At 67.4% G+C, this 21919-nt stretch carries 25 protein-coding genes; 7 read left to right on the top strand and 18 right to left on the bottom strand.

The features are described from left to right. Positions 1 to 30 precede the first annotated feature (30 nt). A complete protein-coding gene (locus ACXJLU_RS08745) occupies positions 31 to 189 on the top strand; it encodes a hypothetical protein (protein WP_457330030.1) in 159 nt (52 codons plus the stop codon). A 7-nt stretch (positions 190 to 196) separates the two neighbouring features. Here the strand turns inward: ACXJLU_RS08745 and ACXJLU_RS08740 are convergent, their stop codons facing one another. Beyond that, complete coding sequence (locus ACXJLU_RS08740; protein WP_457330029.1) at positions 197 to 322, bottom strand: hypothetical protein; 126 nt, start codon at positions 320 to 322, stop codon at positions 197 to 199. 68 nt (positions 323 to 390) lie between these two features. Here ACXJLU_RS08740 and ACXJLU_RS08735 point away from each other — a divergent pair, with 68 nt between their 5' ends. After that, positions 391 to 1497, top strand: coding sequence for a leucine-rich repeat domain-containing protein (locus ACXJLU_RS08735; RefSeq protein ID WP_457330028.1), 1107 nt, complete (start codon positions 391 to 393; stop codon positions 1495 to 1497). 99 nt (positions 1498 to 1596) lie between these two features. Further along, the gene (locus ACXJLU_RS08730) at positions 1597 to 1929 is read left to right on the top strand and encodes a hypothetical protein (RefSeq protein ID WP_457330027.1); all 333 of its coding nucleotides are present in this window, start codon (positions 1597 to 1599) and stop codon (positions 1927 to 1929) included. Here the strand turns inward: ACXJLU_RS08730 and ACXJLU_RS08725 are convergent, their stop codons facing one another. From ACXJLU_RS08725 to ACXJLU_RS08645, 17 genes are all read right to left on the bottom strand, one after another. Then, the gene (locus ACXJLU_RS08725) at positions 1930 to 3012 is read right to left on the bottom strand and encodes an AgmX/PglI C-terminal domain-containing protein (protein WP_457330026.1); all 1083 of its coding nucleotides are present in this window, start codon (positions 3010 to 3012) and stop codon (positions 1930 to 1932) included. It lies immediately after the preceding gene. Continuing rightward, entirely contained in the window at positions 3009 to 3506 is a 498-nt protein-coding gene (locus ACXJLU_RS08720; protein WP_457330025.1) for an ExbD/TolR family protein, read from the bottom strand. Before ACXJLU_RS08720 ends, ACXJLU_RS08725 begins: the two co-directional genes overlap by 4 nt. A gap of 11 nt (positions 3507 to 3517) precedes the next feature. Further along, a complete protein-coding gene (locus tag ACXJLU_RS08715) occupies positions 3518 to 4012 on the bottom strand; it encodes an ExbD/TolR family protein (protein WP_073463976.1) in 495 nt (164 codons plus the stop codon). A 2-nt stretch (positions 4013 to 4014) separates the two neighbouring features. Further along, positions 4015 to 4671 (bottom strand): MotA/TolQ/ExbB proton channel family protein, encoded by a 657-nt coding sequence (locus ACXJLU_RS08710; protein WP_073463975.1) that lies wholly within the window; start codon positions 4669 to 4671, stop codon positions 4015 to 4017. Between the two features lie 61 nt (positions 4672 to 4732). Continuing rightward, a complete protein-coding gene (locus tag ACXJLU_RS08705; RefSeq protein WP_457330024.1) occupies positions 4733 to 5059 on the bottom strand; it encodes a hypothetical protein in 327 nt (108 codons plus the stop codon). Then, positions 5056 to 5784, bottom strand: coding sequence for a tetratricopeptide repeat protein (locus ACXJLU_RS08700; protein ID WP_457330023.1), 729 nt, complete (start codon positions 5782 to 5784; stop codon positions 5056 to 5058). Before ACXJLU_RS08700 ends, ACXJLU_RS08705 begins: the two co-directional genes overlap by 4 nt. Continuing rightward, on the bottom strand, positions 5771 to 8584 hold the full coding sequence (locus tag ACXJLU_RS08695; protein ID WP_457330022.1) for a tetratricopeptide repeat protein: 2814 nt from the start codon (positions 8582 to 8584) through the stop codon (positions 5771 to 5773). Before ACXJLU_RS08695 ends, ACXJLU_RS08700 begins: the two co-directional genes overlap by 14 nt. Next, complete coding sequence (locus tag ACXJLU_RS08690) at positions 8565 to 10511, bottom strand: tetratricopeptide repeat protein (protein ID WP_457330021.1); 1947 nt, start codon at positions 10509 to 10511, stop codon at positions 8565 to 8567. Before ACXJLU_RS08690 ends, ACXJLU_RS08695 begins: the two co-directional genes overlap by 20 nt. A gap of 6 nt (positions 10512 to 10517) precedes the next feature. Beyond that, positions 10518 to 11147, bottom strand: coding sequence for an AraC family transcriptional regulator (locus tag ACXJLU_RS08685; RefSeq protein WP_457330020.1), 630 nt, complete (start codon positions 11145 to 11147; stop codon positions 10518 to 10520). Positions 11148 to 11161: 14 nt separating this feature from the next. Next, positions 11162 to 12322 (bottom strand): DUF3570 domain-containing protein, encoded by a 1161-nt coding sequence (locus tag ACXJLU_RS08680; RefSeq protein WP_457330019.1) that lies wholly within the window; start codon positions 12320 to 12322, stop codon positions 11162 to 11164. Further along, the gene (locus tag ACXJLU_RS08675; protein WP_073463970.1) at positions 12309 to 12545 is read right to left on the bottom strand and encodes a DUF4266 domain-containing protein; all 237 of its coding nucleotides are present in this window, start codon (positions 12543 to 12545) and stop codon (positions 12309 to 12311) included. The genes ACXJLU_RS08680 and ACXJLU_RS08675 overlap by 14 nt, the downstream gene beginning before the upstream one ends. 2 nt (positions 12546 to 12547) lie before the next feature. Continuing rightward, the gene (locus ACXJLU_RS08670) at positions 12548 to 13066 is read right to left on the bottom strand and encodes a TlpA family protein disulfide reductase (RefSeq protein WP_457330018.1); all 519 of its coding nucleotides are present in this window, start codon (positions 13064 to 13066) and stop codon (positions 12548 to 12550) included. Between the two features lie 13 nt (positions 13067 to 13079). After that, positions 13080 to 13751 carry an outer membrane beta-barrel domain-containing protein gene (locus tag ACXJLU_RS08665; RefSeq protein ID WP_457330017.1) on the bottom strand — a complete coding sequence of 224 codons (672 nt, stop codon included), beginning with the start codon at positions 13749 to 13751 and terminating at the stop codon, positions 13080 to 13082. 17 nt (positions 13752 to 13768) lie between these two features. Then, a complete protein-coding gene (locus tag ACXJLU_RS08660) occupies positions 13769 to 14572 on the bottom strand; it encodes an SH3 domain-containing protein (protein ID WP_457330016.1) in 804 nt (267 codons plus the stop codon). A gap of 13 nt (positions 14573 to 14585) precedes the next feature. After that, the gene (locus tag ACXJLU_RS08655; RefSeq protein WP_457330015.1) at positions 14586 to 15230 is read right to left on the bottom strand and encodes a hypothetical protein; all 645 of its coding nucleotides are present in this window, start codon (positions 15228 to 15230) and stop codon (positions 14586 to 14588) included. After that, positions 15227 to 18175, bottom strand: a complete 2949-nt coding sequence (locus tag ACXJLU_RS08650) for an HzsA-related protein (RefSeq protein ID WP_457330014.1) — start codon at positions 18173 to 18175, stop codon at positions 15227 to 15229. Before ACXJLU_RS08650 ends, ACXJLU_RS08655 begins: the two co-directional genes overlap by 4 nt. A 109-nt stretch (positions 18176 to 18284) precedes the next feature. Next, positions 18285 to 19289: an FAD:protein FMN transferase gene (locus ACXJLU_RS08645; protein WP_457330013.1), complete on the bottom strand. Its 1005-nt coding sequence runs from the start codon at positions 19287 to 19289 to the stop codon at positions 18285 to 18287. 393 nt (positions 19290 to 19682) lie between these two features. Between ACXJLU_RS08645 and ccmA the strand changes: the two genes are divergently transcribed. The 4 genes from ccmA to ccmD are packed head-to-tail and all read left to right on the top strand — an operon-like array spanning position 19683 to position 21869. Next, positions 19683 to 20294, top strand: a complete 612-nt coding sequence (gene ccmA, locus ACXJLU_RS08640; protein WP_457330012.1) for a cytochrome c biogenesis heme-transporting ATPase CcmA — start codon at positions 19683 to 19685, stop codon at positions 20292 to 20294. After that, positions 20291 to 20956: a heme exporter protein CcmB gene (gene ccmB, locus ACXJLU_RS08635; protein ID WP_457330011.1), complete on the top strand. Its 666-nt coding sequence runs from the start codon at positions 20291 to 20293 to the stop codon at positions 20954 to 20956. Before ccmA ends, ccmB begins: the two co-directional genes overlap by 4 nt. After that, positions 20956 to 21705, top strand: a complete 750-nt coding sequence (locus ACXJLU_RS08630) for a heme ABC transporter permease (RefSeq protein ID WP_457330010.1) — start codon at positions 20956 to 20958, stop codon at positions 21703 to 21705. Before ccmB ends, ACXJLU_RS08630 begins: the two co-directional genes overlap by 1 nt. After that, positions 21702 to 21869 carry a heme exporter protein CcmD gene (ccmD, locus tag ACXJLU_RS08625; protein ID WP_457330009.1) on the top strand — a complete coding sequence of 56 codons (168 nt, stop codon included), beginning with the start codon at positions 21702 to 21704 and terminating at the stop codon, positions 21867 to 21869. The genes ACXJLU_RS08630 and ccmD overlap by 4 nt, the downstream gene beginning before the upstream one ends. Positions 21870 to 21919 lie beyond the last annotated feature (50 nt).

Here is a 21919-nt window from a genome sequence, read left to right as displayed (position 1 = left end):
GAACACCTGCCCCTCACCACGGAGTCCGCCATGCAACTCGCCCCCCGTTCCCCGGGTTCCCACCAGTCTTCCCTGGCGAGGCAACACCGCGCACTGAAGGCTCGCAGCTCGTACCCGACGTTGTCGATGGTTCGCCTGGGACGCAGCCCGCTGCAGAAGCTGGCGTGGATCTTCGGCTTCGGCCGCTGAGCGGACCTCAGCTGAACAGCTTGCCGAAGAAGCGGCGCGCGAGGCCGGCAAACCGGTCGCGCGTGCATTCGTGGACGCGGCCGGAGTCGGGGCGACCGCCGGCCAGTCGCTCGGACGAAGTGCTGATGAGCATCCGCCGAGCTGAAGGAACGGATTGACGTGGACAGTCACTCATGGGCTCTGCCAACCAGGAGTGATGAGATGCAAGGTATTTGCCCTAAAGCCAAGCGCGCCGGGATCGAGTCGAACAGCTTGATTTTGGATCCTTTATTCGATGGGGCTCCGGGTTCGTGGCGGGACATCCTCACCAACACAGACGTGTCCGATGTCATCAGAGCCATCAACAAGCACGAGGAAATAAATCTGGAGGGAATGGTACTTGATGGCGATCAGGCCAGCCATCTTTCTCAAGCCCTGAATGATTCGTCCTGCCGTCCGACCAAGTTGAATCTTCGAAACGTGGGAAGTGCCAACATGACTGTCATATTCGAAGCCCTTGAAGGAAAATCTGGCTTGACCGAATTGAACATGGATGGCTTCTACAAGATAGAGCCGAGTGGAAAACGCTACCTCATGCAGAAGCGTCATCTTCAAAGTGTCATCAAGCTGTTGCAGCACAACGTCTTGAACAAACTCGATCTCAGACACCAAAAGTCCCGCTGCTGGCAGGACGAAACCCTGTTCAGTGAATTTCTGGAAGTCATCTGGAAAAACGAGAACATCAGAGTCCTGCACCTGGATCACTGCGATTTGGTGGCCGAAATTCATTTCTCCGACAGATCTCTGGAACTCGTGGCACCTGGGGATTCTTCATGCTCAAACTCCAGCCGCCTCACGGAGTTGACCCTGTTCGGCAACGAAATCACCTTGGTTGATGCCAGGAATTTCATTTATGAGATGGGACCGACCTTCGACATGAGGAGCCTTGAAAATATATCCATCGACATCTTCCACGGCATGAAAACAAAAAGCACCAAAATTATAATGAAACACCTGACAAGAGTGTTCAATATGAAGGAGGCGATGCAAACCCAGCGATCAGTCATGCTTTTTGAGGCAACATCGCTGCCGATAATCATTCGCAAGGCAAAGGAATCTACTGAATTGAAAAGCATGCTGCTGAAGCTGCTGCAAATGCAGCCAGAAGAATTATTGCCTGAAGAACTATCGCTCCAAGAACTGTTGTCCGAAGAACTCAGAACCATGAAATCCTGCATCCAGGGAATCAACAACATTCCTGAGGAACTGTTCGCATTGATAGGGCGTTTCAGCGTCCGGGCCATGCTGAATCCTGCCCTGAGGTGCTGATGGCGCGCGTTCCCGCGCGCGATGCCTTGCAAGCCGCCAAGACATCCCCACCTCCTGCGAACGGGGCGGCCTGGTGCCGCCCCTCCCGGAAGGAAACGCATGAAAACCCCCACCCAATCGCAACGCAGTGTCAGCGACCTCGATGTCGTGCATGCGCTGGCGCGCCTGGTGCAGCGCATGGAAGCGAGCCCGGCCGAGATCGATGCCCACCAGTACCGCACCGTCGTGCAGCAGCTGAGCCGCGCGCTCGAACGCGTCGAGCCGGGCAAGGCGCTGCAGTTGATCCTGGAAGACTGCCCGGCCGCGTCGGAGCTGTATGAAAACATACGCTACGAGCATGCCGGGCTGGTTCGCGCCCCACTGGAGAAGGCGCTGAACGCCGAGCTGGAAGCGCGCCGCGCGATCGATCACGCGGCGGCCACCCGGCACTGACTACGACGGCAGGAAATCCAGCGGGTACGTGATGTCGATCTGGTCGACATCGCGCGCCCCGAACTCGAACTGCTTGATCCGCGCCAGCAGCTTCGACTCCAGCTCTGGCGACTTCAGCTCGCTCGACACGATCCGGCAGTCCACCAGCTGGCCGCTCGGCGAGATCTTCAGGCTCAGCACCACCTTGCCCTGCAGGCCCGGATCCTCGCGCAGCGCGCGGTTGTAGATCGCGTAGATCGCACCCTTGTTGCGCTCGAACACCAGGCGGATCTCCTCGATCGAGCRCGCCGCCTTGCCGCTGTTGCCGCGCTGCACCGTGCCACCCGCCCCGGTGCCGTTGCCCGTGCCGCTGCCGGCCGCGGAACCCTTGCCGCCGCCGCCCCCGCCACCGGCCACGCCGGCCACCAGCGTGGTCGAGCGACCCGCCAGCCCGCCGCCACCGGTGTTGCGGCTGTAGCCCGCGGTGTTGATGCCGCCGCTGCCGCCGGTCGCGTTCGACGTGATCATCGCCCGGTCCGGCAAGCCGGCCTCGGTGCCCGCGCCAACCCCCACGCCGACGCCCGAACCCACGCCCGGCCCCTGCTTGATGTCCGGCTTCAGCTGCACCGCCATCGGCGCACCGCTCAGCTCCTGCAGCTGGTCCTTCATCGCGAGCAGGCCGACGCCGGCCGCCTTGCGGCGCGCGCCCTCGATCTCGCCCGGCGGCTTGTTGGCCTGCGGCACGCGAGCCTCGGGGATCGGCTGCTTCATCTTCACCGGATCGGGCTTGGCCGGGATCGGCTTGGCCTGGTCGGGCTTGGCCTGCGGCACGGCCGCCTCGGCCGCATCCTTCGGCTTCTCCTGCACCTTCGGCGGCGGCGGCGGTGGCGGAGGCGTCTCCAGCACCAGCTTGGCCAGCCGCGGCGGCAGCTCGGCCGGCGCCGTGCGGTCGGGTTGCCGCACCGGAAGCCACGGCACGATCAGGAAGATCAGCAGGCACACGCCCACCGTGCGCTGGATGATGCGGCGAAAGCGCGCGTCATCCTCGGGCACGCCGGCCCACGGCATCACCCGCGGATTGAACGAAACGGCGGCGGCTGTCATGCGCCCGCCTTCTGCCGCACCGCGAACGACATGTCGGTGAAGCTCGCGCGCGCCGCGGTGTACATGATCTTGCGCAGCAGCTGGTACGGGATGTCCTTGTCGCCCATGATCGTCAGCGCCTTGCCCTTGTCCTTGTTGGCCTCGCGGATCATCTCTCGGCCGGCCTGGATGTCGAGCTCTTCCTTCAGCGGCGCGATCAGGTCGCCCTGCAGCTTCATCACATCGGCCACGTTCGCGATCTTGCGGCCCTCGACGATGATCTCGGTGCCGCTCACCACCAGCACCACGTTCTGCTTCGGTTCCTTCTCGGCCGTCGACTGCGGCAGCTGCACCGCCTTCGGGCTCGGCAGCAGTTCGACGCCGGTCGCGTTCGACAGCAGGAAGAAGATCAGGATCGTGAACACGTCGATCAGCGAGACGAGGTTCATGTCGAGCCCCGTCTGGTTGCGCGCTCGGCGCTCGGCCCGCTTCTGCAGCGGTGTCATCAATGCCATGGTCCCCGCCCCTATCGCTTGACGACCGGCGCATCGCCGATCGAGATGTTGGGGAACATTTCGGTGTGCACCACCACCGCGCCCTTGGGCGTGGCGACCACGCGCACCGCATCCATCACCTGCACGAGCGCGTCGTACGAGGAGTTGGGCTCGGCCAGCACGCTGGCTTCCGTCTTGTCCGGAAACTGCGCCTTCAGGCCTTGGATCAGCGTCGACAGCGCCACGGTGTCATAGCCCTTGGCGGTGTTCGGGATGCGCGCGATCAGGCCGCCGATGCGGTCCCCGACCTCCAGTGCATCGGGGCGCATCACCACCTCCAGTTGCAGGTTCTTGTCCTTGACTTGCTCCACGCCGGAGTTCTTGGCCGGCAACGACAGGTCGATCACCGACAGCCGCGTGAACACAGCGGTCGACAGCAGGAACGGCACCAGCACCACGATCAGGTTGATGAACGCGGTGATCTCCAGGTGGGCCGTTTCCTTGCGCAGGCGACGACGGGCAGCCATGATCAACGGCCTCCGGTGCTCTGCTCGGCCTTCAGGCGCTGCACCAGGTTCAGGAAGCTGATCTTGGCGGCCTCGAGGCCGTCGACGATTTCGGCGGTCTTGGCCTGCAGGAACGAGTGCAGCAGCAGGAACGGGATCGCGACCATCAGCGCGAACGCGGTGTTGTTCATCGCGATCGAGATCGAGGCCGACAGCATCTCGGCCTTCTCGGCCGGGTTGACCTGCGCGACCGCGGTGAAGCCCTTGATCAGGCCCATGATCGTGCCCAGCAGGCCGACCAGCGTGATCACGTTCGCGAAGGTCGCGATGTAGTGGGTGCGCTTCTCGAGACGCGGCACGATTTCCATCATGCCCTCTTCCATCGCGGCGTCGAAGTCTTCACGGCGGCCCGGGCTCTGCATGCGGGTCAGCCCATAGTTGACGATCTTGCCGATGGCGGCGTCGGAATTCGCGGTGACGTTCTGCACTTCCTTGAAGCGCCCGCCCTGCAGCATCGGCAGCACCTGCGACCACAGCTTGCGGTTCTCGCTGCGCGCCTTGTTCAGCACGATGTAGCGCTCGATCCCGATCGCCAGGCCGATCGACATGATCAACAGGCTCGGATAGATGAAGAGGCCGCAATCCTGGAAAAACTTCACTGCTGTGTTGAATGCATTCATCTCTGATCTCCGATGGAAACTTCTCTGTGATTCGACAAAAAACGGCAGGCCGGCGGTGGGGTCACTTGGCGGCTGCGGTGGGTGTGGCAGCAGCCGGCGGCTGCGTGAGCGTGTCATAGCGGACCTGGCGGCGGAACACGTCGCGGTCGATCGGCGCGAGCGCCTCGTCGAGCACGCTGACGGCCGGGCGGCCGCTCTGGTCGCCGACCAGCGGCTTCTTCCAGGGCACGATGTACAGCACCTTCGGCAGCTCGCGGTTGCCGATGATCTGCGAACCCTTGATGTCGGCGCGGTCCTGCGCCCAGGCCGGCGCGAGGCCGGCGGCGATCAACATCGCGAACACCACGGCCACCGTCAGCGGCACGCGCAAGGGATCTCGGGACTTCATGGTTTTTCCTTCCGGCTCGCAGCCGCTGCCGGCACGGGCGCCGCGGCAGGCTGCTTACGATTTTTCAGATCTGCGACCCATTTGGTCACCGTGGCATCGCCACCCGGAGTCAACGCAAGATACCGGCCATACAGGTCGCCGGCCTGTGCAACATCCCACAGATACAGGTCGTACAGGATGCCGAGGTTCAGCAGCGGCGCGGCATAGCCCGCGTCGAGCGAGATCGCGCGCTCGTAGGCGTCCTTGGCCTTCGTGAACTGGCCTTGCTGGCGGTAGGTGATGCCGAGCTGGTTGAAGTACAGCGGCTGCTTCGGGTTCAGGCGCACCGCCTGCTCCAGCTCGCCGGCGGATTCGGGCAGCTTGTTGGCCTGGCGGTAGATCACGCCGAGGTTGGCATGCGGGCCGCCGAGGTCCGGGTTGGCCTGCGCGATGGCCTTGAAGCCGCGTTCGGCTTCGTCCATCTTGCCGGCACGCAAGGCACGTCGGGCGTCGTCGTAGCTGCGTTGCAGCGCGGGCGCGACCGGGGCTTCGGGGTCGGGGCGGGCGATGACCGGGGCGGGGGCCGAGGCAGCCTTGGCGGGGGCCGAGGCCGAAGCCGCGGGTGCGGAGGCGGCCTTGGCCGGCATCACGGCGTCGCGCAGGGCCTGCAGCGGCTGCTGGATCGTCGAGCAGCCGGCGAGGGCCAGCAGCATCGCGAGGGTCAGGTAGCGCTCAGCGAATCGCATCGACGACTCCTTCGCTGCGTTCCGTCTTGCCATACCGCAACGGCCGGATCTCGCCGAGCGCCTTGAAGCTGCTCTTGACCCACTGGTCGTAGATGCCGTTCGTCGTGCGCCGCGCGTTCAGCTCGTGCAGCTCGGTGGCCTTCTCCTCGAACGGGTAGGCCTGCTCTTCCAGCATCACGTTGTACTGCTCCAGTTCGAGCTTCGACAGCTTCTTCGGGCGCTGCGAATTGACCAGCGCCTTGCCGAAGTCCTGGTAGAGCGACGCGATCTGGTAGGTCGCCGCGGTCGTCACGTCGGCCACGCCATAGTCGGCCGCCACCGTGTAGGCCTTCAGCGATTCCTCCAGCCGCGCCTTCTTGTTCTTCAGCGCCGCGGCCAGCGGCTCGACCAGCTGCACCTTGCGGTAGCTGTCGGCCACCGGCGCCGCCATCGCGAGCGCCGCGGTCGCGCCGAGGTAGCGCGTGCGGTTCGTGCGCGCCGCGCCACCCGCCTGGTCGACCTGGTAGATCTCCTTCATCCAGGTGAACTCGCGCGCAGCATTGCCGTCGTCCTTCGCGATCTTCGCGAGGCGATAACGCGCCTCGACCGACGCCTCGAACGACATGCCGCCCTGCTTCAGGTAGCGCTCGTAGGCCTTGCCGGCGTTCGCACGCGAGCCGGCCTTCTCGTACATCTCGGCCGATTGCCACAGCGCATCGCGCGCCAGCGCCGGGTCCTTGTTGGTCACCGCGAAGCGCTCGTACTCGCCTGCCGCCAGCGCCCACTGGCCGCGCTCGGTGTAGGCCAGCGCGAGCTTGCTGCCGACGTCGGCCTGCAGCGGATGGTTCGGGTAGCGCTTGCGGAAGTCTTCCAGCGTGCGGCTCGCGCCGTCCCAGTCCTTCAGCCCGATCATCGCGGCCGCCGCGTCGTACTGCGCCGGTGCCGCCACGCTCGACTGCGGTGCCACCGTGGCCACGCGCGAGAAGTGCTTCACCGCCTCGACCAGTTGGCCCTTGCTGCGCGCCTGCTCGCCCTGCTTGTAGATCGACGCCGCCTGGCGCTCGACCAGGTCCTTGCGCGCCGGATCTTTCTCGGGCGCCAATGCCAGCACCTCGCCGTAGGCCTGCTCGGCCTGCTCGTAGTCGCCGCGCTCGAACGAGCTGTGCGCGATCACGGTCCAGGCCACGCGCCGGTTCGCCGGCTCGGCCGGCGGCTGCAGCGCCAGCACCTGCCGCGCGACGGTCGCCGCGCGCGCCTGGTCGCCCAGCGCAAACAGCTTCTCGGCCGCGTTCGTCAGCACCGGCCCGCTGCGCTTGTCGGCCGGGTTGGCGTTCGCAAAGCGCAGCGCGCTCTCGACGCTTTCCTTCTGCAGCGCCGGCAGCTCGGCCGGCGCCGCCTTCTTCTCCTGCGCGGCGTAGCTCAGCAGCGCGGCATAGCCGGCGTCGGCGCTCTTCGCGTGCAGCGGGTAGCCGTAGGCGGTTTTCTCGTACTCGGGGGCGGCTTCCTTGAAGCGCCCGTCCTCGTACAGCAGCTCGGCCAGCAGGAAGTTGTTCTGCGGCGCCTCCGGGTCCTTCGGGAACGACGTGAGGTAGCTGCGGTACCACTTCACCGCCTCTTGATAGTCGGCGGTCGACTTGCTCTTCTGCGCCTGCGAGTGGTAGTGCTGCGCCAGCTCGGCGAGATTCGTCTTGACCAGCGGCTGCGCGTTCTCCTGCCAGGCCGCCGAGTTCTGCCGGCTGAATTCGCTGTCGACGCCGTAGCGCTCGACGTATTCTTTCTTCGCGTCGAGCGCCATCGCGCCGAAGCCGTTCTGCTGGTAGATCGCGATCACGCGCGCCTGCATCAGCGGCGACTGGCCGTGCAGCGGGTCGCGGCGCGCGAACGCGCTGAAGGTGTCGGCGGCGTCCTTCGGCCGGTCCTGCCGCAGGTACAGCTCGCCGAGCTGCTGGTAGACGCGCCACTCGTACGCGCGGCGCTCCGGCGTCGTCATGTAGGCGGGGATGCTCTCGGCGCCCTGCAGGTTCTCGAGGCTCAGGCTGGCCACGCGGAAGGTGTCTTCCACCAGTTCGCGGTCGCCGCGAGTCAGGCCGGGCAGCGATTCGAGTTCGCCTTCATCCTTGCGGCCGCCGAGCTTCAGGTCGAGCACGCCGAAGAACGGGTGCAGCGCATCGTCGAGCCGGCCCTGCTTGAACAGCGACCAGCCCTGCATGTACAGCGCGCGGTCGCGGAACGGATTCGACGAATCGCCCTGCAGCACCGTCGCATAGGCCACCTCGGCCTTCACGTAGTCGCGCGTCGAGAACAGCAGCTCGCCGCGGCGGAACTGCGCCTCGTCGCGATAGATCGTCTTCGGGTATTTCGCGACCAGGTCGTCCAGCGTCTTCAGCGCCAGCTCGAGATCGCCGCCCTGCTCCTGCGCCCGCGCCAGCTGGTACAGCACGCGGTCGTTGCTCTCGTCCTGCGGGTAGGTCTTCAGGAACTCCTGGTAGCGCGCGGTCGCGGCCTTGTAGTCGGGCGTGCCGTTCGGCGTCTGCTGGCCGGCGGCCAGGCGGTTGTCGGCACCGTCCATCTCCAGGTCGCCGAGCCGGCGCATCGCCTCGGCGCGCTGCGTGGCCTTCGGCGCGGCCTTCAGGAACTCGGTGTAGGCGGCGATGGCCTGGTTCTCGTCGGCCTTCACGCCGTTGTCTTCGGCCACGGTGATCTCGCGGCCGGACATCGACTTCAGGGTCGGCTGGTCATCGCCGGGCAGCGTCTTCTTGCCGGCGCAGGCGGCAAGCCCGAGCAGCATCAGCAGCGCCAGACTATGGCTTGGGCGGCGCATTGGCGGGTTCCAGTTGCTTGTTGGCCTGGCTCGCGGCGCGGTCGTACAGCTGTGCGACGGCGAAACGGGCCTGCGTGGTGTAGTCGACCAGGCGTTCCTTCTGCTGCACGAGCTCGGCCACGGCCAGCTCCTGCACGAACTGCTGCTGCTCGGTGCTCAGCGCGGCGACGCGCGGCAGCAATGCCTCGATGGCCTTGCCGAGTTCGGCGATGCGCGCGGCGAACGCTTCGAACTTCGCCGGCTCGTCCTGCTGGGCCTGCGCGAGCGCCGCGTCGACGCGGCGGGTGTCGGCCAGCGCCTCGGTGGTGGTGCGCGCGTTCTTGCGGGCATCCCAGAGGTTCTGCGGGTAGCTCTGCGCGAGCTGCCAGGTCAGCGCGCCGGAGGCCAGCCGGAAGCGCTCGCGCGCCGCCACCGCCTCGGGCAGGTCGCCGGCCTGGTCGAGCGTCGCGCGGATGCGGTCGACGCGCGCCTGCAGCGCGAACTGCTTCTCGTCGGCCAGCGCCGCGGCATCGCCCTCGGTCTCGATGCGGGCCAGCTCGTTCGTGATCTCGTCGAGCCGCTTCTGCAGCGCCTCCAGCCCGCCTTCGGCCGACTTCGCGCGCACCTTCGGCAGCCGCTCGGCATAGGCCTGGCGGCGGTTCGCGAGCATGTCGCCGAACACGGCCAGGCTGTCCTGCCACTGCAGCAGGTTGCTGCGCAGGAACTGCAGGTCGCGCCAGTTCTTGAAGGCCTCCTGGAACGAATGCTGCGCGAGCAGCGGCGCCAGGTGGTTGGCGTGCGGCATCTCGGGCAGCTCGCCGATGTTCCAGAACCAGCCCATCTCTTCGCCGGGGTTGCGCTCGAGCAGGCCGTCGAGCAGCTTGCCGGCGCGGATCGCGGTGATCGACTGGTCGAGGTTCGCGTTCTCGCGCTCGAACGACGCGATCGCTTCGTTGTAGCGGTCGAGCGACTGGCCGCTCGCACCGGCTTCGGCATAGGCGTAAGGCACCGCGATCAGCGCTTCGAGCACGGCCGAGTCGCCCGGGTCGCGCAGCGCCAGTTCCTGCCAAGGCACCAGCGCCCGCTTCGGCTGCTTCAGCGCGGCCTGGGCCCAGCCGAAGCCGAGCAGCGCCTTGTTGGCCTGCAGGCCGTTCAGGCGCACGCGTTCGAGGAAGATCGTCGCCGCCTCGGGCTTGTTGTCCTGCAGCGCGGCGAAGCCGAGCGCGACGTTGGCCTTGTCGCGCAGGCTGCGGGTTTCCTCGTCGGGCGCGGGCGCCTGGCCGAGCTGGTCGAGCAGCTGGTTGCCGCGCTCGACGTCGTCGGCCTGGCCGCTGCGGATCAGCGCGACGCCGAGGTTGAAGCGCGCATAGCGGGTCGCGTTCGCGCCGCCGGGCATCTTGCCCGGGTCGGGCGCCTTCGCCATCGCCTCCAGCTGCGCCGCGGCGCCGGCGAAATCGTTGCGCGCCATCAGTACGTTGGCGCTCAGCAGGCCGCGCTCTTCCTCGAGCTCGGGCGGCAGGTTCTTCTCGATGCGGCCCAGCGCCTCTTCAGCTTCCGGCAGGAAGCCGCGCTGGTAGCGGATCTTTGCGAGGTAGAACCACGCGCGGTCGCGCACCGCCGGCGACGCGCCCTTCTCGATCAGCTGCGCGAAGATCTCGCCGGCCTCGCGGTGCAGGCCGTACGACAGCAGCAGGCCGCCGCGCAGGATCTCGGCTTCATCGGTGTGGTGCGAGACGCGGCCGAAATGCTGCGACACCATCAGCCCGGTGATCGACGAGAAATAGCGGCCCTGGTAGAACTGGTACAGCGTCTCGCCGTAGTACGGGTCTTGCACCAGGTGCGGCGGCAGCGGCTCGGCGGCCCGCGCCGTGCCCGCGAGCAGGCAGGCCGCGGCCACCGGCACGGCGGCCAGGCGCAACAGGTGTGCGGGAAGGTTCCGAAGGCGCATGGCGGCTTACTGCCAGACCTTGACTTCGAACTCCGGCTGCAGCTTGCCGGTGTTGTCCTTGATCTGCAGCTCGATGTACTTCGGGTCGGTGGTCTTGTCGAACTTGACGGTCGCGCCGCGCTTGTAGTCGCGGAAGTGCGGGCCGCCGCCGGTGAACACCGCGACGATCTGGTGCTCGCCGGCCTTCAGGTTGCCGAGGAACACGCGCTGCACGCCGCCGCGGTGCAGGGCCGTCACCTCGAGCGGGGTGTAGAGGTAGTTCGCGACGACCTTGTCGTCGAGCTTCACCTGCACCGAGCCGAGCTCGAACATCTTGCCCACGTCCATCGACACGAACACCGCCACCTGCGTGTTGGCGGGGAACAGCAGCTCCTCCTCCAGCACCAGCAGGTCGCGGTTCAGTCGGATCACGTCGCCCTTCAGGTCCTGGATGCGGCTGTCGAGGCTGGCGGCCGAGGCCGCGGTGGCCGGGGCAACCGCGGCTTCAGGCGCGCTGGCGGCGGCCGCCGGCACGGCAGCCGAGACGGGCGCAGAGGCCGCAGCGTCGACCGGCGCAGGGTCGGCCGCAAAAGCATGGCCGCACAGCAGTCCCGCCAGGCATCCTGCCGCCAGCAGGCTTCGACTACGTTTGAACATGGGCGCGGTCTTTCTCAAAAGGTGGCCGAGACGAACAGCTCGAGGACGTTCGCGTCGAACGAATACAGGCTGTGGGTGCGGATGTCGGTGAAGTTCTTGTAGCGAAAGCGCATGAACTGGTACTGCGCATTCCACCTGACGTCGAATTTGTCGGCGATCTTGCCGGCGCTGTAGGTCGCCTTCGCACCGATGCTGACGTCGTTGAAGTCGCTCAGCTGCTTGTTGCGCGACACGTAGCGCGTCTCGCTCTGCGCGTTGTCGGCGTAGAACAGCGCCTGCTTCTGCGTGTTGTAGCGCACGAAGGCCTCGCCCAGCCACTGCGCGTCGAAGTAGCGGGTGTAGCCCAGCTCGAGCGTGTGCGCCTTGATCTCCCAGTTGTCCCAGAAGTAGCGGTACTCGGCGCGCAGCGCGGCGCGTTGCTCGCCCTGCCCGATGTCGCCGACCGCGCGCAACTTCAGTGCGCGGCTCGAACGGGTGCGCGGGTAGCGCTCCTGCACCAGCGTGCCGAACACCTGCGCCACCCGGTACGGGTTGCCGAGGTAGCCGTTGTCGGAGATGGCCTCCAGGTTCGCGCTCATCAGCCAGCGCGGCGTCAGGATCTGCGTGACGCCGAAGCGGTAGCGCCAGTGCTGCGCGGTGTCGAACATGCCCTCGTAGCGCGAGCCGACCTTGTCGGAGCCGCGCGATGCGCCGAGGCTGATCGTCGTCATGCCGCCGAACACCTCCTGCGAGACGTCCACGCTGAACGAGTTGGCCTTGTAGTCGGGCTCGTCGCTGGTGGTGCCCGAGACCGAGACCTGCGCGTCGCGGTAGACGTAGTCGGCGCCGAGGCTGTATTCGGTGCGCTTTTCCTTGTAGGGGCTCGCGGTGGTCACGACGTCGATCGACGCATTGCTGACCGAGTCGATGAAGTACGAGCCGCTGATCGACAGCCGGTCGGCGACCTTCTTGCGGATCAGCAGCGCCGGGCCGTCGGCGCGTGTGCCGCCGCCGTCGTAGAAGTGGTACATCGCGTCGGCGCGGTCTTCGGGCAGGTCGACGGCGTAGGCCGTGCCGGCTGCGGCAACGCCCCCGACGACCATGCCCAGCGCCCGGCCCGCACGCATCAGGTGGTGCGGGCGGCGTGCCAGCGCACGGCGCAGCCGGCGCATCCAGCAGGCGCTAGTTGCAACCACAGCCGCCTCCTTGCACGCCGGTCGCGCCGCGTCCGCTCTCGCGCACGTCGTAGATGTGCTCGCGGTGCTTGTCGGCGAGCGCATCGCGCGACAGCCGCATGATCGGATCGGCCAGGCGCTCGCGCTCGTACGGCTTCACCCACGGCTCGGGCGCGGCGCAGCCGGCCAGGCCCAGCACGGCGAAGGCAACAGCGGCAGCAAGTGCTCTGCGTTGGCAGCCCATGGTCATTCCTTCAGCAGGTCGCGGATCTGCTTGTCGTAGAGGTTCTCGTAGCCATCCTGATAGCCGCGGTGCAGGAAGCGCACGCGGCCGTCGCGGTCGATCAGCACGGTCGACGGCATGCTGTTCAGCTCGTACAGCTTGCTGACGTTCTTGTCGGTGTCGAACAGCACCGGGAACTTGACGCCCAGCTTGGCGGCGACGCTGGCGGCATTGCGCGCGTCGTCGTCGACGTTGACGCCCAGCAGCACGAAGCCCGAGCCCTTGTACTTGTCGTACAGCGCGTTCAGCTTGGGCATCTCCTGGCGGCACGGTGCGCACCAGGTGGCCCAGAAGTTCACCAGCACGACCTGGCCGCGCTGTTCCTTCAGGCGCAGGTTCTTGCCTTCGAGGCTCTTCAGCGTGAAGTCGGGCGCCGGGGTCATCGGCGCGGCGGCCTGGGCCGGTGCCACGATGAGCCCGCTGCTGAGCAGCAGCGCGGCCGCGGCCCGCAGGAATCTGGTGAAGGAGGAGGAAGAACTCATGAAGATGTCTCGATCAGAAGAAGAAGGTGACGCCGCCGGTCAACTCGAGGTTCTGCGTGTTCTGGCGCTTGCCCAGCAGGTCGAGCGTGAAGATGTGGTCGCGCATGTCGACCTGCAGCGCCAGCCAGTCCTTCAGGAACAGGCGCGTGCCGAGCCCGACGTTGAAGGTCTGCTTGCGCTGGTCGTTGAACTTGGTGCTGCCGACGCCGCCGATCAGGTACAGCGCCGAGGCCTTGGCGGTGTTGCGGCCGAAGAAGATCTCGCCGGGCAGCACGTTCACGCCGATCGAGACGTTGTAGTAGCGCAGCTTCTGGCTGTCGCCGGACAGCACGCCGCCGGGCAGGATCTGGCGGAACGATTCGTCGCTGACCTTGGTCTGGCCGTAGACGGCCTCGACGAAGTAGTCCTCGGTGATGTGGTAGCCCACGCGCAGGCCCGAGACGGCGTTGGCGCCGAAGTTCTGCGTGCTGTAGGTGCCGCCGAACAGGCCGAACTCGAAGTCGTTCGACGGGATCTTCGGCACCTTGACCGGCCGGCGGTCGACCTGCGGCACGATCACCTGCTCGTTGCCGGGTTCGACGACCTGCTGCTGGTTCTGGGCCCGCGCCGCGAGCGGTGCGGCGAGGCAGGCGGCCACCAGCAGCGTTGACAACAGTGGCGAGGGGGCAAGGCGTTGTGCGCGCATGGAAGGCTCGCGATCCATCAATTGAAGAAGAAGGAGAAACCGACCGTGCCGGCACGGTATTCGGTCGTGCGGGTGTCGTCGATGAACGCGGTGTAGAGCGTCCAGTCGGCCCGCATCACGAAGCGGTCGGTCAGGTGGTAGCGCACGCCGATGCCGGCATTGGCCAGCTTGGCCTTGGTGTCGACCGCGTCGACCAGCGTCGAGTTCGGCACGTTCTTGAACTTGCCGAAGCCGACCGAGAAGAACGGCGACAGCCGCTTGTCGGACCACGGCTCGACCATCAGGTTGGCATGCCAGAAGTCGCTGCCGGAGAAGCGGCCCTGCACCTGGCCGAGCGTGCCTTCGAGCGTCAGCGTGTCCGACAGGCGGTAGCCGGTCCACATCTTCAGCATCGGCTCGCCCTTGAAGCGGCCCCAGCCGGCGCCGAACTCGACGCGGCGGTTCAGGTAGTCGTCGAGCAGCACGTCGCGGAAGGTCTTGGTGCCGCCGGCCTCGGTCAGCGTGGTCTCGAGCTGCGCCCGCGTGACCCAGCCTTCCTTGCCCTTGTCGGTGCGCACCTTGAACCAGTCGGTGTGGCGCAGCAGCACCTCGATCCACTCGCCCTTCTCGGCGATGTGGAACACCGGGTAGCCGCGGCCCGCGCCGGTGTGCATCTCGATGTAGGGGTCGCTGACCTGCAGGCGCTCCGGCGGCGTGTCGGCCGCCGCGGCCGGCAACACCACCGTGCCCAACGCACAGGCGAGCGCAAGCCCTTGGAGGGCTTGGCGAAGGCGGGCGTTGAAGCGGCGTGGGTGCGACTCGGGCGAGAGAGCGAGGGTCATGCTGGCCTGGTTGTCAATTTGTATTGCAGGTCCCCGTGTTCGGGTCTGCCGGCGTGAACATGTTGTAGGTCGCGGTGCTGAACTCATCCTGGCCCGACGGCGACGGGTGGGTGATCCAGTACTCGATCAGCTTGACGTTGGGGTCCTGGTCGTTCGCGAAGATCTGCCCGCCGCCGTGCAGCACGTTGATCAGCAGCGGCTTCGCGAGCAGCCGGCTCTGCGTGGTCGAGCCTCCCACCACCTCGCCCTGCGCGGAGTAGAAGTTCTTGTACATGTCGGTGTCGCGGATCGCGTCCGGCGTGTTGGCCGGGTCGGTCACGTCGAGCGGGGTGGCGCCGGTCGCGATGCGGAAGGCGCCGCCGGTGCCGGCCACGGTGTCATGGCAGCCCGAGCCGGCGCAGGTGTTGACGATCGTCGTACCGTTGTGCGTGATCGGCAGCGCCGCCAGGAAGATCGGGTTGATGCACTTCTGGAAGTAGGCGTACGACAGGCGCTGGCCGGTCGCCCCGCTCGGGTTGTTGATCGTCGACGGGTTGCCCAGCGGGTTGCCGCCACCGCCGCAGCTGGCGAGCCAGGCTGCGGCGAGGCAGGCACCCGCCGCGCGCAGCGGCACCCGCCAGGGTGCGCGCGCAGGTGCCTCGGGAGACGCTTGCGTCATGGGGTGGTACAGCCCTTCTTGATCCAGTTGGCGATCGTCGTGTAGTTCGCGCTGCCGGCCGGCAGCACCGCGGTCGGCGAGCTCGCGGCGCCCGCCGGGTGCGGGATCGTCGAGGGCCGCTTCAGCAGCGAACTGTTCTCGGGATGGCAGGCGTCGTTGATCATCGTCAGTGTGACATTGAAATCGCCCTCTGCGTCACCCAGCAACACGAGGCGGTTCTCGCGGAACGCCTTGCCGGCGGCGATCTCGTCGCTGCCGATGCCCTGGTGGCAGCCGGCCGCGCAGGTGCTGCGCAGGATCGGGTAGACCTCGGCTTCGAACGAAGCCTGGGTGAGCAGCCCGATGTTCTTCACGCCGCCCGCGGACAGGTCGTTGTAGTACTTGCTGCCGAGGTCGATCCATTCGGCCAGCAGGCGCTTCTCGCCCTTGGTGAGCAGCGTCGAGTGGTCCGGGGCACCGGCGGGAGGCGTCGGGTACAGCGTGCGTGCATCGGCGCTGGCCATCAGCGTCGCGCCCGACAGGATCTCCAGCAGGCGGCTCTTGCGGCCCATGCCCAGCGCATCGCCTTCGCTCGCCATCGTGTCGACCATTGCCGGCTCGCGGTCGATCATCGGCACGCCCTCCTCGAGGTGGGTCTTCGGCAGGCCGTTGTCGCCGATGACCGGGTCGCCGATCAGCAGGCGCTCGTACGACGCGTTGCGGCCGGTGCCGGCGATCGTCGCGCTGAGGTCCAGCTTGGTCGGGTCGGCGTGGCAGGTCACGCAGGTGCCGGCGCCGTTGGTGCCGCGGCTGACCGTCCACATCGGCTGGATGTGGTCCGGGTAGTTGATGACGCCGTCGGTCGGGGCGGCGGTCAGCAGGTCGTCCTTCGGATCGGTGTTGTTCTTGTACTTGATGCTGATCGAGTTGCGCGCGGTCACGCCGGCCTTGGCCGGGTCGGCCCAGACGTCGGTCGACACCATGTCGGCCATCAGCTTCAGCAGGTTCGGGTCGAGCCGCGTGCGGGTGCCGGCCATCGTCTCACCCGACTGGTGGGCGCTCGCGAGGGCGTCGACCCAGCCCGACGGGATCGTGTTGGCGACCGCACCGGCGTTCAGCGCGCCGCCGCGGCGCGGGCTGTGGCAGCCGTCGCAGGTGCGGCGTTCGCCCGGGCGGACCTGGATCCAGTTGGTGTGGGTCTGGAAGGCGCGGCCTTCGGCATCGACCACGGCCAGCCCGATCGGGGTGTCGGCCGGGACCTGCAGCTTGAACGAACCGTCCGGCTCGATCGGCGCGTAGCCGAGGATCTGCTGCGGCTCGAAATCGGTCTCGCCGATCGCGGCCCGCACGCCCATGCCCTGGCTCGGCGCCACGGCGCGGAATGCGCGGATGAAGCGCGCCGGTGCACAGCCGTAGGCCGGGTTGGCCGGGTCCTTCATCTTGACGATGTCGGCGACCTTGGCGCGCGTGTCCTGCGGGTCGGTCGGCGTGGTCTTCGCGATCGCGGTGGCGCAGGTGGCCGACAGGTCGGCTGCCGCGATCACCGGGTCACCCATGCGGCCGAGGCCGTCGGTGTCGTAGACGCTGCGCACTTCGAGCAGGCCGAGCTTCTGGGAGGCCAGCACCGCGTCGACCGGCGTCGGGTCGGTGGCGTTCGGCTCGGCGCGCGACTGCAGCGGCACCGGGTCGGTGTTCATGAAGCCCGCGGGCGGCGGCGCGACCGGCTGCATGCCCTTGTTCGGGTTATGCGGGTCGAACATGTAGATGGCGTACGGCGGCGGCACGTTGTCCTTGACGCCGTCGGCAGCGGCTTCGCTTTCCATCCGGTTGTCATCGGCCAGGCGCGCCTTCTCGGCATCGGTCAGCGTGGCGCAGGGCACCACCTTGCCGTCCTTGGTCACCTCGCACGGGCGGTAGGCGAGAAGCACGCGGTCGGTGCCGTCCCACAGCGGGAACGGCGTCGTGACGCGGCCGAACTGCGACAGGCCGCCGCCGATGCTCAGCGTCTCGGCCGTCGGGTAGTACTGGCCACCGGTCGCCGCGACGCCCGGGTTGGCGGGGGTGTTCTGCTCGGAGTAGTTGGCTGCGTCGACCAGCACGAGGCCGCCGCCTTCGTGGGTGCGCGACAGCGGCATCAGGTCGGACGCGAGGAAACCCTTGTACGCGCCCTTCGGGTCCATGTCGCGCGGGTGCAGGAAGCTGTTGCCGTCGCTGTGCGCGCCGTACAGCACGAACATGTCGGTGCCGTCGGGCTTCACGCGGAACACCTTGAAGTGGTTGCGCATGCCGACGTGGTCCCAGCGCGAGAACATGATGTCGCCGTTGGGTCGCACGACCGGGTTGCGGTCATGGCTCTGGTTGACCGAGATCTGCGTGATGTTGCCGCCGGCGGCGTCCATCGTGTGCAGGTTGAACACGCGCTCGCGCTCGTACTCGTCCAGCGCGAAGCGGTTGCCGCCGACGCCCTGGTTGAAGAACGAGGTGCCCTGGCGGTTCGACGTGAAGACGAAGCCCTTGTTCGCCGGCAGGTAGGCCGGGTCGACGTCGTCACCGTCGGTCGAGCTGGTCAGGCGCTTGAAGCTCCCGCCGGTCATGCCGCCCTTCGTCATGTCGTATTCCCAGATGTTCCAGCGCCCGGTACAGGCCTTGGCGCCGTCGATCATCGAGGTGTTGGAGATCTCGCACTTCAGCGCGAAGACGATCTTCTTGCCGTCGAACGACACCTCGGGGTCGGACACGTCGCCGTGGCCCTGGGTGATGTCCTTCGTGATGTTGTGCTCGGGCGCGCTCGGCGAGGATTTCTCGCGGATCATCAGGTCGCCGCCCTGGGCGTACGGCGCGCCGTTGGTCGGGTTCATGCCCATCGTGTTGACGCGCTGCGTGTACGCGAGCGGCACGTCGCCTTCCACCGTGGAATCGCTGCTGCCGCTGCAGGCGGCGAGCACGGCGGCCACGGTCGCGACCAAGGCCGCTCCCGCGAACCGGAGGCTGCCTCGGACCGGCCTGCGATCGCTCGCGGGGACCTGGGTTGCTGTGGGGTACTTCATCTTCTCGCCTCCGATGTGGCCGGTCGTGTCACTGCCGGCCTGGGTTGCCGGACTGCGGGGCGGCGCCCAGCAAGCCGGAGGAGTAATGCAGAACACCGTCCGCGTCGATCACGATCGCATCGACGCCCTCCTGCGACTCGACGAGCCGCATGCCCTCTGCAAGGCCTTTCACGAACACACTCTTCGACAGGCCTTCGCTGGTGACCCCGTCCTCGGCGAGGATGGTCACGCTGCGCAGGCCGTGCGCGGACCGCCCCGTCTTCGGGTCGATCACATGGTGGTAACGGACGCCGTCGCGCTCGAAGAAGCGCTCGTAGTCGCCCGAGGTCGACATCGCGACGTCTTCCAGCGGCAGCACCGCGACGACCTCGCCGGGGCGGCGCGGGTCGCGCACCGCGATGTTCCAGGGGCGCCCGCGCCGGTCGCCGAGCACGTAGCTGTCGCCGCCGGCCGCCACCACCGCGTGGTGGATGCCGTGGCCGCGCAGGATCGCGGCCGCCCGGTCCACCGCATGGCCCTTGGCGAAGCCGCCCAGGTCGATGCGCATGCCGGGGTGGCCGAAGCGGACGGTCTTGTGTTGCGGATCCAGCAGCAGTTGCTGCCAGCCGATCGCGGCGCGGGCCGTGGCCAGCTCGGCCTCGGTCGGTGCGCGCTGCTCGCGGTAGTCGTAGAGCTGGCCGGCGCTGGCGAAGGTGATGTCGAACGCGCCGTCGGAGAGCTTCGAGAAATGCAGTGCGCGCTCCAGCAGGCCGTACAGCTCGTTGCTGAGCGCCACCGGGTGCGCGGCGGCTTCGCGGTTGATGCGCGACAGCTCGGACGACGCCTTGACCGGGCTCATGGTCCAGTCGATGCGCTGCATGTCGGCCATCACGGCAGCAATTGCGGCTTCGCCGGCGGCCCGGTCGTCGCTCCACAGCTCGACCGAGACCGAGGTGGCCATGATGACTTCCTCGCGGCGCAGCCAGCCACCGCCCCGCACGGCCGATTCGGCGTGTTTGGCGGTGCTTGTCAACCTGACTGGCTTGCTGGACACGAGGCCCTCCGGAATCAACTGCACTTCATTCCCTCGGAATCGTTCGACCGTCTCTTGATCCATGTCCTACGCAGGTCACGTGCCTGCATGGCGGAGCGGATCTTCGTCCCGAAAACCCCTGAAAATGTGTCAATAGTTGGCAAACGGAGGGGACCTTACATCCTGTTCCAGAAGAAACGGTGACTCTTTTTGCTCGTCCAGACCAGTTCTGAATCAGATGTGAACGAAGGCAACCGGATGCGGCCGGCCTGGGCCTGCAGCGGCGATGGCGCAGATCGTGCTGTCCCTGATGTGAGGTTTCGCGGGGGCACCGATACTCCCGGGCTGGGCCTGGACCCATCACTGATCCGACCTCCATCCCCCTCTCTCCCCGCATCCGTCGTTCCCCACCCCATGCTCAGTGCCCATCACCTTCGCTGCTCGCGCGGCGACCGGACCTTGTTCGCCGACCTGAGCCTGTCGCTCGCGCCCGGCCGCTGGCTGCAGGTGGGCGGCCTCAACGGCGCCGGCAAGACGACGCTGCTGCGCACGCTGGTCGGGCTGAACCCGCCGGACGACGGTGAGGTGCGCTGGAACGACGTCCCGATCCGTGCCGCCGGCGAAGACTTCCGCCGCGCCTGCCTGTACCTCGGCCACCAGGCGGCCGTGAAGGACGAGCTGACGCCGTTCGAGAACCTGCGCCAGGCCTGCGCGATCGACGGCGTGGCGCTGGACGACGCCCAGGCCGGCGAGGCGCTGCGCCGCATCGGCCTGCGCGGGCGCGGCCACCTGCCGACGCGCGTGCTGTCGGCCGGCCAGAAGCGCCGCGTGCTGCTGGCGCGGCTGCTGGTGCGCCCGGCCACGCTGTGGGTGCTGGACGAGCCGTTCGCCGCGCTGGACACCGATGCGGTCGAGCTGATGGGCGAGCTGATCGGCGCGCACCTGGCGCAAGGGGGCCTCGCGATCCTGACCAGCCACCAGCCTGCGCCGCTGCCGGCCGGCGAGACCATGAGCCTCTCGGCATGAACACGCTTCTCGTCGCGTTGCGCCGTGACCTGCTGCTGGCCGCCCGCCGGCGCAGCGAGGTCGTCACTGCCCTCTTCTTCTTCGTGGTCGTCGTGAGCCTGTTCCCGCTCGGCATCGGGCCGGAGCCGGCGATGCTGCGCCGCATCGGGCCGGGCGTGCTGTGGGTCGCGGCCTTGCTGGCGACGCTGCTCGGGCTGCCGCGGCTGTTCGCGAGCGACCATGCCGACGGCACGCTGGAGCAGATGGCCTTGTCGCCACGCCCGTTCGCGCTGTTGGTTGCTGGCAAGATCGCAGCGCACTGGCTGCTGTGCGGCCTGCCGCTGGTGCTGCTGGCGCCGCTGCTCGGGCTGCAGTTCAACCTGAACCCCGGCGAGCTGCAGGTGCTGATGCTCGCGCTGCTGCTGGGCACGCCGGTGCTGAGCCTGATCGGCGCGATCGGCGCCGCGTTGACGCTCGGCGTGCGCGGCGGCGGCACGCTGCTGGCGCTGTTGGTGCTTCCGCTGTACGTGCCGACGCTGATCTTCGGCGCCGGCGCGGTCGAGGCGCAGAGTGCCGGGCTGGGTTCGTCGGCGCAGTTGTCGATCCTCGGGGCGCTGCTCGCGCTCGCCGTATTCTTCGCACCCTGGGCCACCACCGCGGCCCTTCGCATCTCAATCGAATGATGGACAAGCAATCAGCCAGCCCGTGGATGCGCTACGCATCGCCCGCCACCTTCTACCCGCTCGCCGGCAAGCTGCAGCCGTGGTTTGCGGGCCTTGCCGCGCTGCTGACCCTCGCCGGCCTGTGGATCGGCTTCTTCGTCGCGCCGACCGACGCGACGCAGGGCGAGGGTTACCGGATCATCTTCGTGCACGTGCCGGCGAGCTGGATGTCGATGGTCATCTACTGCGCGATGGCCTTCTGGGCCGGCATCGGCCTGGCGTTCAACACGCGGGTGTCGTCGATGATGGCCTCGGCGCTGGCGCCGACGGGTGCGATCTTCGCGCTGCTGTCGCTGGTGACCGGCTCGCTGTGGGGCAAGCCGATGTGGGGCACGTGGTGGGTGTGGGACGCGCGGCTCACGTCGGAGCTGATCCTGTTCTTCCTGTACCTCGGCTTCCTCGCGCTGCAGGCTGCGATCGAAGACCCGAAGCGTGCTGACCGTGCCGGCGCGGTGCTGGCGCTGGTGGGCGTGGTGAACGTGCCGATCATCTACTTCTCGGTGAAGTGGTGGAACACGCTGCACCAGGGCGCGACGATCTCGATGACGAAGTCGCCGTCGATGGCCATGACGATGCTGTGGGGCATGCTGCTGATGGCGCTGGCCTTCTGGATGTATTCGATCGCGGTGGCGCTTGCGCGGGTGCGCAACATCATCCTCGAACGTGAACGTCATGCCGACTGGGTGCGGCAGACGCTGGAGAAAGCATGATGCAGTGGAACAGCGTGGGTGATTTCTTCGCGATGGGCGGCTACGCCTTCTACGTCTGGGGCAGCTTCGGGGCCTGTGCGCTGGCGATGCTTGTCGAGAGTTTGCTGTTGCGCCAGCAACGCGTGGAACTGTTGCGATCGCTCAAGGATCAGCACGAGGCATGAGCTGAGCCCCCAGCGCATACCGCCCGCCGCCCCGCACGCGCACCAAGACA

This window comes from Rhizobacter sp. P5_C2 (assembly GCF_054049715.1).
Note: the sequence above shows the minus strand (reverse complement) of the source record. Positions and strands in the feature narration are given on the sequence as shown.